Raw genomic sequence first — 12,534 nt, 5'->3', positions numbered from 1 at the left:
CGATAGGGAGAAACGAGTGCGTTATCCTTCAAAGGATTCAACGCCGGTGTCTTTCCAGCTTCTGGAAGAAGCTGATTCCAGCACTGCTTCGCAGACTTTCTGGGTTTCCAGCGCATCCAGGAAGGTAGGATGGCAGGGCTCTCCATTCTCCAGGCTCTTCAGAAAATCGGCTACCTGATGGATGAAGCTGTGCTCATAACCAATCCCTAAACCGGGGACCCACCACTTGCTCATGTACGGCTGATCGCCATCCGTCACATGGATGGAACGCCAGCCCCGCACAATTCCTTCATCGCCATGGTCGAAATACTCAAGCCGGTTCAGATCGTGCAAATCCCATCGAATGGAGGCATGTTCACCATTGATTTCGAAGGTGTATAACGCCTTATGACCACGAGCGTACCGCGTCGATTCGAATAAGCCTAACGAGCCATTGGCAAAATGGCAATGGAAAATACAGGCATCATCGATTCCTACGGGCTGCACTTTTCCGGTTAGGGCGTGCATCCGCTCTTTCACGAACGTCTCGGTCACGGCCGATACATCGGTAATAGCTCCATTGAGCCACATAGCCGTATCGATGCAGTGCGCCAGCAAATCGCCGGTTACGCCCGAGCCCGCAGCCTCCACATCCATACGCCAGGTACCCGCACCTCCCTGAGGCACATCGGCACTGATCGTCCAGTCTTGCAGGAAGTTGGCCCGGTAATGGAAAATCTTACCCAGCTTGCCCGATTCCACCAGTTGTTTAGCCAGTGAAACGGCAGGTAGCCGACGGTAATTATACCATACCGTGTTGGCAACCCCGGCCTGCTCAATGGCATCGACCATCTGCTGGGCTTCAGCTACCGTACGGGCCAGTGGTTTTTCGCACAGTACCATCTTTCCAGCCGCTGCCGCTGCCAGCGCGATTTCGGCATGAGAATCATTGGGAGTACAGATGTCCACAGCATCAATGTCGTCGCGGGCGATGAGGGCTTTCCAGTCTGTTTCAATGGATTGGTAACCCCATTGATCGGCAAATGCCTGGACTTTTTCAGCGTTACGGGAGCAGACGGCTTTTAAAACAGGCTTGTACGCTAACTCAGGAAAAAAATGACTGACCTGGCTATAGCCATTGGAATGGGTGCGGCCCATAAAGCCAGTGCCAATTAAGCCAATACGTAATTCTTTTTTGGTTGACATAAATGATTAAAGGTTTTTAGGTAGAGACGCCAGGTATAACGTCTCCTGACCGGATGGTTTATGCTTCGTACCAACCATGAGCCTGACGCACTTTGATCATCGTCGCCAGCACATCATTCCAGGTTTGTTGTTTGAGCATCACATCGTTGGGGAACATACAGCCGTCCCAGCAAATATGTCGGAAAGCTTTGGTCAACTCACCATTTTCGTTTCGTAGCCAGTATCCGGCATCATGGACAATATCGAGTTTACCATTGGGGTCCAGCGCCTGACAGTGACGGCCCGTTTTATCATGCGAACCCGAGCCGAACACTGTTCCATCGTTCTGAGCGACGTGAAAGTCGATTGTCCAGGGGCGCAGTGCGGCTGTCACTTTTTTCAGGGCTTCTGACAGAGCCTCGCGGTCACTCCAGTCGAAATCTGGGGGTAGAATACGGTCTTCGGGACTATTGTAGCCTAGGGTATAGAGCAGCGTATGCGCCATGTCGGCCTGGAAGCCCATGTTGGGGCGGTTCACTGCTACCAGCGTATCGACCATGGCTTTCCAACTGTGCATGCCACCCCAGCAGATTTCACCTTCGGCGGCCAGTTTCTCTCCATAGTCGGCTGCTACATCACAGGCCTGCTGGAAAGTACTCACAATAAGTTTGCTGTTGCCCACCGGATCTACTGCCCAGTCGTGGGGCGAACTGGCGGAGTCGATGCGCACGACGCCACTGGGCCGAACACCCAGTTCCGTCAGTCGCTGACCGATGTGGCAGGATTTACGCACCATTTCGACAAATTGAGCCCGTTGTTCTGGATTACCCATGGCTGGCCCTCCCCAGATGGGGGCTACCAACGAGCCAATCTTAAGGTTATAGCCGCCCACTTTATCGGCCAGCCGCTTGATATCATCGTCGGAGAGGTTGACATCAATGTGCTCAAACAAGGCCAGGTCGACTCCATCGAATTTAACCCCATCGACTTCGGCATTAGCTGTCAGTTGGAGCATGGTATCGAAGTCGATGACGGGCTCAGAGTCGGGACCCTTGCCGACTACACCGGGCCACATGGCATTGTGGAGTTTGGGATAGTTATTCTGGTTCATGTAAAGAGAACTGATTTAAGGTTTTAGGTAAACGGATAACACAGAGATCGTCGAAGAACTACAAAGATTCACAGAGAATTCAGAAAAACTGCGTGTGTCTTCCAGCATCTTTGTGAATCCCTGTGTTATTTTTTTACACTGCGCTTAGGTCTAAATCAGGATTAGCCGGGCCAAAGTGCTTAAGCATCACAATCGGGTCGGTAGACGATGGGTTAACAATCGTAACTCCTGCTAAGGCTGCCTGCTCACTCACAAAGAATTCGTCGTTTGTCAGTTGGCCATACCGAATCATGGTTGGGGTCTCAATGTCCCACACACCCAGCTTTCCATGCCCTTGCATCATAATCAGCCCGTAGGCTGCGCTGTCCTTAATGGTTACCGTCTGACCAGGAAGCACGGTGAGTTCTTTGGCGCTGAACGCTTCATTTTTATAGCAAACCCATACTTCCCGATAGCCCGCAGCAGCCATCTCTTCTTCATCACGAACAGGCTTTGGACGCATAAAGCGGTTCGCCATCATTTGTGGGTCGGTATTCAAGTCCCAGTCGATGGCTTCCATGAGCTGGTCGTAATCGCCAATCCGGTCTTTCGGCGTACCATTCCAGAGCAATTCTTCGGGTATGATGGCTTCGTTTACCAGCGACTGGTACATGGCGAATACATCGGAAGCTTTCTGTGGCTCATAGGTACACAGGCTACCCGGTGCATGCAACAAGCCAGGTGGTACATCCCAGCCCGTACCGGGTTCGAGTCGGTACGCCGACGAATAATTGGTGATCTTGTTATCGCCCTTCGTGAAGTTCTTTAGGCATTCTTTGATCTGCTCTTTGGTCGTACCGGGAGCGATACCAATGAAGGTGTAGGGAAAATCGCCACCGTGGTTGTTTACCTGTGGAGGGAAATAATACGCTTCGGGTTTACCCAACTGACCGATTAAGGCAGCCTGCTCATCGTTGTGATGGAGGTGATGCGGCAGTGGCCCCATGTTGTCGAAGAACTTAGAATACATAGGCCAGCTTTGGTACTGATCCCAGAGCCGATCACCGATCAGTTCACCCTTAAGTTCATCGACGGCGTCTTTGAGCAAAAACTGAACTTCCGTTCCATCTTCATCGGTGAAAACGATATGGCTCAACCCTTCATTCTCGCCAGTAAGAGGGCCATTTTTGGCGGGAGTTGTAGAAGAGAACCAACGTTCATCGATGCCTCCCCGCTCACCTCCCAGCACATAATAATCGTCGGGATGGAGTTTGATACGTCGACCAGGTACGCAGAAGGATCGGGGTACCCAGGTGGGGGTGAGTCGCAGAATGCCTTTTCCTTGTTCCAGAGCTTTTTTCGCTACACTGACTGCTGAGGTTGTTTCCATTAATAAATAAGCAATTGTTTTTATTATAACCGGGCAGGGGTTATGCCTGTATGACGCAACTTAAACGACTAGCCCCCCTATCCATTTCTATACACTTATAACTGTTTGATCATCAGGTTTCGGTATTGCACCTTCATCGGCGGCCCCACGTGTACCTGAACGCCAAGCAATCCTTTGGCTTTTCGGTTAACGGTATCATCGTCTATCACTTCACTCATCAGCACATCATTGATGTAGTGTTGTAAACGATTGCCTTTGATCACTAAGTGGAATGTGTTCCAATCTTCGCTTTTGATAAATGTTTTGAGCGAATCGGAACTCCCCAACGACCCCGTGACCGTCATACCGGTCCAGGCATTGGCTTTTACATTGGCCCGGATCGCTTCCGGTGTATTTTCACCTGTGTAAGGGGCGATGGTCGTCTTCTGCCCGCGATAGGCCAGTGTGGTTCGTTTCCGTTCCTCATAATTTTGGCCGGTATACCGTATTTTCCCGTCAATATCGGCCTGATAGCCTTTCAGGGCAAACGGAATATCGGGTAATCGATCACTGCGATAATTGATGCCTGAGTTCCCGGCTTCGGTAATCTTGAATTCTCCTTTCAGCTCGAAATCGGCAGGTTCGCCCCCCTGCCAAATGATGAACGAATTCGTTTTTAGTAGTTTTTCGGGTGTTATTTCTCCGGTCAGACAGCCATCTTCAACCCGCCAGTAGTTTGGGTCGCCATCCCAGCCTTTCAGCGTCTTCCCGTCGAAGATGGAGACAAACCCGTCTTTCTTTTTCTGCGCTATGCAGGATGTGCTGGTACCCGCGATTCCTAAAGCTGCCACGAGAAGTAGGATAGCGCTGAGATTTCTTTTTCTTACCATATCAAAATTTTGTTAAAACCAGGTAGCTTTTTTGTCATGCTGATGAACGAAGCATCTTCGGAATTGTGCGATAATAGGCGAAGATGCTTCGTTCATCAGCATGACAAACCATGCCAATTTTCGGTCTAATTATGAAAATAACAGCTTATCACTTACCCTTCGAGCCACCTGCTTTGTAGACGTCACTGTCCTGCTTGCCGCCCGACTTCAGATAGGCGATCAGATCGGTTAACTCGCCCGGATTCAGGCTGTTGATTAGCCCAGGCAACATAATCGAAACGGTCGAATTCTTTTTCGACACGACATCTTTTTTCGGAATTTTCCGAAGGAAATCAGGGGCAAATGGGTTCTGCGAGATCGAATAGTTCACCTTATCCTCACTCACAAGCCGACCCAGCACCGACTGCCCATTTTTCAGTGTAAAAATGGTTGATGCATACTGGTCTGAAATAGCCTTGTCGGGGTTGATGATCGCATCCAGAATGTCCTTGTTCGAGAAGCGGGTTCCCAGTTGAGTCAGATCGGGGCCAATATCTCCTCCCTGACCACCCATTGAGTGGCAACGGCTACACAAAATAGCAGAGTAGATTTTCCGGCCTCTATCGAAGTCGAGCGAAGCTACAAGACCTGTGTCGACGGCTGCCACTGCATTGTCCAGTTTCCACTGCCGTCCGGGCCCTTTGGGTGAATAATCGCTGACAATATCGTTGCCGGATGTGGTCAACAAATCGGCACCCGATAGCTTGTTGTATTTCTCAAACTGGTCCTTCGGCACATGCGCCAGTGCCAGTTTACGGGCTCTGTCGATAAAGCCGATATAACTCCGGCCACCCTGGAATTTGAATCCATTGGCAAACCAGGTAAAGTACTTATTCCGTAACTCCGGTGTCCAGCCAGCATCAGCACGGCTCAGCATAACAGCATAGAATGTCTGTTGAAGGGGCGGAACTTTCTCCAGCATTTTGGCAATATCCAGGCCATACTGTGGGTTTCGCAGGATCAGATCGGAAGAGGCTGTAGCGGTTTCGAGTCCAAGATCGTGACTACCGGGTTCATCTTTTATATCCATCAAAGCCAGCGTTTTGTTCACTACACCTGGGGCGTCGAGAGAAATAAGAACGCGGCTAAGCCCCCGGTTCATCAGGGCCGTTTTGGCAGGATAATGCGGATTCAGGTACGCAATAACCCGATCTTTATCGGCCCCTTCGGGCATCCCCATACGTAGGCATATTAATTCAAAGGCCCGGCATAAATCAAACTGCTGCGATTCGGGCAGTTGACCATAGTTGATCTTTAGCAATGCGTTAAGAAGCTTGCTTTTTTGCGAAGCATCACCCTGTCTGGCTAGGGCAACCGCCGATTGTATCAGTCGCTGTGGATCGGTTTCCGTAAGTACTTTATCCTGCCACTGAGCAACGGGCTGATGTTCTACAGCAATACGGGCTGCATACCGCACAAATCGGTCGGGGCTGTTCAGATTAGGCCAGGCCGCAGCAATAGCCGCTGGATTGGCGCCATGATGGTACTGCTCCAGTTGAGTCCGAAGCTGATGCTCTTTTGTCAGAACAGGTGCCTTCGCTACAGGGGCTACCGATTCCGTTCCAGTATAGGTGATTCGGTAAAGGTCCGACTCTAAACGGCGACCTCCCGTCAGGAAATACAGCGCGCCATCTGGTCCGAACATACCGTCTGTCAGCGGCAGTGGTGAACCCGAAATAAACTCTTCCCGTTCGGCTTCGTACGTTGCCCCTTTCGGCTTCAGGTAAATCGAATAGATAATTCCGAAACTCCAGTCGAAGGCAAACAATGACTGGCGATACCGTTGTGGGAATCGGGCATTATCGCCATAAACCAGGTTCGTAGGCGATCCTTGTCCAATGTTCAATACAGGTGGCAGGTTGTCAGGGTTGCTGGGCAGCCACTTGCCATTTCCTGTACGCCAGCCAAACTCCGCTCCACTGGTAACGTGACAAATACGAGTAGGACGATACCAGGGAAGGCCGAAATCCCATTCCATATCCGAATCATAGGCAAACATATCACCTGCTTCGTTGAACGCAATGTCGAAGGCATTTCTGAAGCCAGCCGCCATTAGCTCCCATCGCTTTCCTTCCGGATCAACATTGGCAATCCAGCCACCTGGAGCCATCCGGTCGTTGGCGTGACCACGCGGGTCTTTTATCTGCGGAAACAGGTTATCCTCTTTCCAATTAGAAGGCAACCGATACGCATCCATTTGGGGAACATCAGTATGGTTACCCGAAATAACATATAACGATTTCTTATCGGGCGACAGCTTTATACTATGTGGACCGTGTTCACCTTCGCCTTTCAGCGATTTCAGCAAGGTTACGGTTTCGAATTGGTCGTCGCCATTGGTATCCTGAAGCCGGTACAAGCCACTTCCTTTTCCGAAGTTCTTGTTCTCCCGGTTATTTACCATCACATAAAGGCTGTTGAACGCATAAAGTAAGCCCTGCGCATAACCCATACCGATGGTGGTATCGCCCGGCTGAACAGTACCCACTTTAAGTTTCTCGATTTTGGGTTGCGACGAGCCGGAGCCAATCGGCGGCAACTCCAATCGATACAAGGAGCCGTATTGATCGGAAGTAATCATCCGACCTTTGTCGTCGAACGTCATGGCAACCCACGACCCCATCTTATTCTCAGAAGGACTGTATAAATGTTCGGCTTTGAAACCGGGCAATAGTTTCAGTTTGTCGATTTTAGGGTTCTGTGGATCGACCGTTGTAATGGCTGCTTCCTGCATGGTAATCCAGGATGTCCCAAGCAGGACAATCGCAGCAACCACCATGGCTAATCGAACAGGTCTGTACGTCAAAAACATAATTATATTGAGTAATTAAGTGTCAATACGTCTATTGTGTGGCTGTCATTTTGCGGATCAATGATGTGTCCCAGGCTTACAAAAGCACAGGCCGTTGAGGTTTTACCGCCCTTACTGGCTGAATAAATACATGAAAAAAGAAGCAGAGCCGATACGAGTCTGCTTCTATGTACTCCATTACCAACCTATATTAATGCTTGAAATCTGCCCAAATGGGCTACTATGCTTAAGGATAAATTTACCGCTCCTCCCAACTGGATGCGGGAGGAGCGGGGTACAGTTAGAAATAAGGTGTCAACGCCGATTCAACCGCTGGCAACGGATAATAATCGTCAAGATTTGTAAAGGCGTTTGGTGGCGGTACAGCTCCTGCAGGGAAGTAGTAATCGGCCGGACTGGCTTTCACACGAGCACCATAAGCCGTAATAATTTCCTTCACGCGGCCTGTCCGTGTCAGGTCGAACCAACGCTTGTTTTCGAAGGCCAGCTCAACGCGTCTTTCTTTGAAAATAGCCTCCCGCATATCGGCCTGCGACGACGCTTTCGTAGCGGCCAGCCCCGCACGCGCCCGTACCTGATTCAGGTAAGTAGCGGCATCGGCCGTTTTGCCCTGCTCGTTAAGCGCTTCGGCCAGGAACAACAACACTTCAGCATAGCGGTAAACCGGCCAGTTCTGCCCTGTATTGTTGTGTAACGCATGGGTGCGAGCGTATTTTTTAATATACGGATACACTTTATTCGCACGTAGGCTAGTGCTCAGCGTGACGGTTCCGATCGAAATATCTTTCCGTTTATCACCCGCTTCGTAAGCCGCGATCAGATCAGGCGTAGGAATGTTGTTGCTTTCCTGCGATGTTGGCTGCGGGTTCGACGTTCCTGTGATGGGCTTAATTTCGTCGGCCGTAATCGGCGAAGGCAGGAATCGATAAATCTGGTTGCCGTTGTAGCCCGCCGATCCTTCCATATACTGGATCTCAAATACCGACTCAGGATTATTCTTGTTCGTGTTGGTATAGGAGAACGCATCATTATAATCAGGCATCAGGCTATACCCGTCGTTGGTCACCACATCTTTCATGAGCGTTTCTACCTGCGACCATTTTTTCTGCGTCAGGTACAAATTAGCCAGTAGCGTTTTGGCAGCTCCTGATGTAACCCGGCCAGGTTCCTGGCTTTTTTTGTTCAGCAGGTTCTTGCTGGCATCGGTCGCATCTTTTTCAATCTGCGCATAGAGTTGATCGGTTGTGGCTAGTTCGGCTGGTGCATCCTGTCGGCCCGTAACAGGGGTTAAGTGCAGAGGGACTTTCCCGAATAAACGTACCAGATCGAAATAGGCAAATGCACGTAGAAACTGAGCCTGGCCTTTCAGATTGTTTTTGACAGCATCGCTACTAAACGTAATTCCATCGATCAGGCTCAGTATCTGGTTTGCCCGGGCAATGACCACATAATTTAACCGATACTGTACCAGCACGTTATCATTGGCGGTCACCTTAGCGCCACCATCACCTGTTCCGACAGGAATGGCGAAATCAGCCACGTTTTCGGTTGCGTCTACCGCTCCATACAGCGTGTTACGTGCATAGTAGGTGTTGTCCGAGTGCATTTCTTCCAGTACCCACGCCCGTTCGTTGTACATCTGCCGAAAAGGCACGTAGGCACCATTGACGGCCTGTACAAAATCGGCCTCTGTTTTGAAGAATGTAGCCGAACTTAAAGCGGTTTCAGGTACTGCGGTCAGGAAGTCATCTTTGCAGCCGATCGATGCCAGGGTCAATAGCGCGACTGCGATATATTTTATTTTCATTGGAAACAAGGTTTTTAGGATTGATCGCGGACGGTTTAGTTTCCAGCGATGTAGTAAGTAGTGTTTTTAGAAATTCAGCGTTACCCCGGCTGTGTAGGTACGAGGAACGGGATAGTTCGAAAAATCAACACCCTGACTCAGGTTTCCGCCGTCGCCGTTGCCGGCACCATTTCCGCTCGTTTCCGGGTTCGGTCCACCCCAGTACTTCGTGAAGATGTACACTTGCTGACAGGAGGCATACACGCGGGCCGACTTAAACAGTTTATTAACAGCCCCGATGTTGTAGCCCAATGTGATGTTTTTGATCGTGAAAAACGATGCATCGGCCAGGAACTGCGTGCTGTTCCAGTCGCGCTCGATACCCGTGTAGTTACCACCGTTGTTAGTAGCACCGAACTGGCCAGCTCCCTGCGTGATCACATTAGTAGCCACAGCAGCCCCGTTGACAATAGTATTCTGTACGCGGAAACGGTCTTTTACGCCTTCAACCATGTTGAATACACCATCCAGGTTGGCCGTGCTATACAGGTGACGAACCCACAACTGGTTTCCATAAGACCCTGAACCGGTGATCGAGAAATCGAAGTTGCCGTATTTCAAATCGTTGGTAATCCCGTAGGTGAACTTGGGGAATGGGCTACCGATGATGGTCCGGTCGTCGGCATCGCCACCATACGTAATAACGCCGTCACCATTCACATCTTTCATTTTGATCGTTCCAATTGCCGAACGTCCTGGGATAATCGGCGAATTTTTAAGGTCTTCTGCACTGGTGTAATACCCCTGTTTAACCAATCCATAGAACTGGCCAAAGGGTTGACCTACCTGCGTAATGTGGAAGGTTCCATATACCCGGTCGATACCTGGTGCCAGTGATACAACCTGATTGCGGTTGAACGAAATATTGGCGTTGGTGGTCCACTTCAGCTTACCCATTGTGTTTTTGGTCGTCAGCGAGAATTCATGACCCCAGAATTTAATTTCGCCAATGTTATCGTTGAAATTGGTGAAACCTGATTCCTGTGGCACCTGTACGGCATACAACAGATTGGTGGTCCGCTTGGTATAGAAATCATAGATGAACTGGATACGGTCGTTGAACAGACCCAGGTCAAGCCCCATGTCAAACTGCTTCGTCGTTTCCCAGCCCAGGTTAGGGTTTGCCAGTGACGTCACTACAGCGCCCGTTGCTACGGTACTGCCAAATACAGCATTGGTTGTGTTGTTTACCAGAGCATATTGCGTGTAGTTACCGATGTTGTTGTTGCCAATCACTCCATAACTAGCCCGTAGCTTGGCAAACGAAACCTGTGGTACGGTTTTCAGGAAGTTTTCGTCCGACACAATCCAGCCAACCGAAGCCGATGGGAATGTACCCCAGCGATTGTTCAAACCGAATCGCGAGGAGCCATCCGCACGAACAGCCGCCGTTAGCAGGTATTTGCCTTTGTAGTTATAGGTTAACCGCGAGAGGTATGAGGTCAAGGTCCATTGGTTAGCACCGTTTTGCGAGTTGGTGCGATCAATGTTTAGTGCACCCTGAATAGTTGGTAGCCGGTCATCGGCATAGGTATTGGCCTGCACCTGCGTAAACTCCGACCGGAACTTCTGATTCGTGAAACCAGCCAGCAGTTCAAAGTTATGATCGTTAAAGCTCTTTGCATACGTGGCCAGGTTCTCGTTCAGCCAGGACATGCTTTCCAGTCCCTGCCGAATAGACACCGCCGTGGTCGGAATCGGTACGTTGATCGCACTCGTGGCCGTCGATGGGTTGAAGAAGAAGAACTTCGTATTCGTATATTCTATATTCATCGTCGATTTCAACGTCAGCCCTGTAATCGGCCGAAACTGAATATAAGCGTTTCCTAGCAGGTTGGTATTCTTCGTTTCGTTCACCAGTTCGTTAGCGGCTCGTACCCAGTTCGGATAGTTAAAGATGTTACCCGTGCTACTTGGCAGCGTATTGTACTTCGTCAGCTCCCCATTCGCATCATAAATCGGCATGATTGGCCAGGTATGCAGGGCGTTGAACAAAATCCCGGTGCCCCGGTCGCCGTCGGTACGAGGTGTATTATCAAACACATACGAAGGCGCGACATTGAACCCGACCGCAACCTTATTGGAGAGGTTGTAGTTTGAGTTCATCCGCAGGGAGTACCGCTTGTATTTGTTATTGAGTACGACACCGTCCTGATTGAAAATACCGGCTACCAGCGATGTATTCGACTTTTCGGTATTGTGCGAAATGCTCAGGTTATAGCTTTGAAGGGGTGCTACACGGAGTAAGGCATCATACCAGTCGTTATTTTTCCCTTCATACTGCGATGGATTCTGGAAAATGTCGGGTACAGGCAGCAACTGATCTTCGTAGAATTCTTTCTTAAACTGGGCAAACTGTACAGCATTCAGCATTTTTACTCGACCTTTTACAGGCACTTTTTGTAAACCTGTGTAGGCGGTGAAGCTAATATTTGTCTGGCCAGGTTTGCCTTTTTTCGTGGTAATAAGCACAACGCCATTGGCCGCCCGTGATCCATACAAGGACGTCGAAGCCGCATCTTTCAGAATCGAAAGGTCTTCGATTTCGTCGGGGTTCAACTGCGCGATATTGCCCGTAATCGGGAAGCCGTCAATGACATACAGCGGATCGCTACCTGCCGACACCGAAACCTGCCCCCGAATCCGAATGCTAATTCCCTGTCCGGGCTTACCCGTTGCCTGGTTGATCTGAACACCTGCCAGTCGGCCCTGTAATTTCTGCCCAATCTGCGAAACGGGCAAGTCTTTAATTTCCTGAGAGCTGATGGTCTGAACGGCCCCCGTCACTTCTTTCTTCAACTGACTACCATATCCCACTACCACCACTTCATTGAGGGTCTGATCGTCGGGTGTCAGGGCCACAGCCAGGGAAGTCTGGCTACCTACCACGACTTCTTTTTTCGCATAACCCACAAAACTAAACACCAGTGTAGCGCGGGTATCGGGCACGGCAATCCGAAAGCTACCCGTGCCATCGGTTGTTGTTCCCTGGGTGGTCCCTTTTACAATCACACTGACACCTGCCAGCAAATCACCTTTCTCATCCGTTACCTTCCCCGAAATGGTTATGTCCGCTGTCGGAGCGATTTCATAGGATAAGTCCGGTCTGGGAACATGCAGTGCCAGCAACTGCCCTGCCATCAAATCACTTCGTTTCGACTCAATTTGCTGCATCGTCTGAGCGAAGCCGGGTACGATTCCTGCTATCAAACTCAGCGTAGCTAGTTGATAAATTTTTTTCATGGAGGTTTAGATCGAATAGGGTTACCAGAAATAGATATAGAAAAAACATAAGCGAATACTCAAATATTGATAAACATGTAG

Annotated in this window: 7 protein-coding genes; all 7 read right to left on the bottom strand. The window is 49.9% G+C overall.

Annotated elements, in window-relative coordinates; genetic code table 11:
• Nucleotides 1–21: 21 nt before the first annotated feature.
• On the bottom strand, nt 22–1,185 hold the full coding sequence (locus tag BGO59_RS08255; protein WP_293683074.1) for a Gfo/Idh/MocA family oxidoreductase: 1,164 nt from the start codon (nt 1,183–1,185) through the stop codon (nt 22–24).
• Nucleotides 1,186–1,243: 58 nt separating this feature from the next.
• Nucleotides 1,244–2,275, bottom strand: a complete 1,032-nt coding sequence (locus BGO59_RS08250) for a TIM barrel protein (RefSeq protein ID WP_293683072.1) — start codon at nt 2,273–2,275, stop codon at nt 1,244–1,246.
• Nucleotides 2,276–2,408: 133 nt separating this feature from the next.
• Nucleotides 2,409–3,644, bottom strand: coding sequence for a hypothetical protein (locus BGO59_RS08245; protein ID WP_293683070.1), 1,236 nt, complete (start codon nt 3,642–3,644; stop codon nt 2,409–2,411).
• A 95-nt stretch (nt 3,645–3,739) separates the two neighbouring features.
• A complete protein-coding gene (locus BGO59_RS08240) occupies nt 3,740–4,513 on the bottom strand; it encodes a DUF1080 domain-containing protein (RefSeq protein ID WP_293683068.1) in 774 nt (257 codons plus the stop codon).
• A 148-nt stretch (nt 4,514–4,661) separates the two neighbouring features.
• On the bottom strand, nt 4,662–7,364 hold the full coding sequence (locus BGO59_RS08235; protein ID WP_293683066.1) for a c-type cytochrome: 2,703 nt from the start codon (nt 7,362–7,364) through the stop codon (nt 4,662–4,664).
• Between the two features lie 280 nt (nt 7,365–7,644).
• Nucleotides 7,645–9,171 carry a RagB/SusD family nutrient uptake outer membrane protein gene (locus tag BGO59_RS08230; RefSeq protein ID WP_293683064.1) on the bottom strand — a complete coding sequence of 509 codons (1,527 nt, stop codon included), beginning with the start codon at nt 9,169–9,171 and terminating at the stop codon, nt 7,645–7,647.
• A gap of 66 nt (nt 9,172–9,237) precedes the next feature.
• On the bottom strand, nt 9,238–12,453 hold the full coding sequence (locus tag BGO59_RS08225) for a TonB-dependent receptor (RefSeq protein WP_293683062.1): 3,216 nt from the start codon (nt 12,451–12,453) through the stop codon (nt 9,238–9,240).
• Nucleotides 12,454–12,534: the final 81 nt, after the last annotated feature.

The sequence above is a fragment of the Spirosoma sp. 48-14 genome (assembly GCF_001898575.1).
Lineage (GTDB): Bacteria > Bacteroidota > Bacteroidia > Cytophagales > Spirosomataceae > Spirosoma.
The sequence above is the reverse complement of the archived record's forward strand: the minus strand, read 5'-3'. Positions and strand labels throughout refer to the sequence as shown.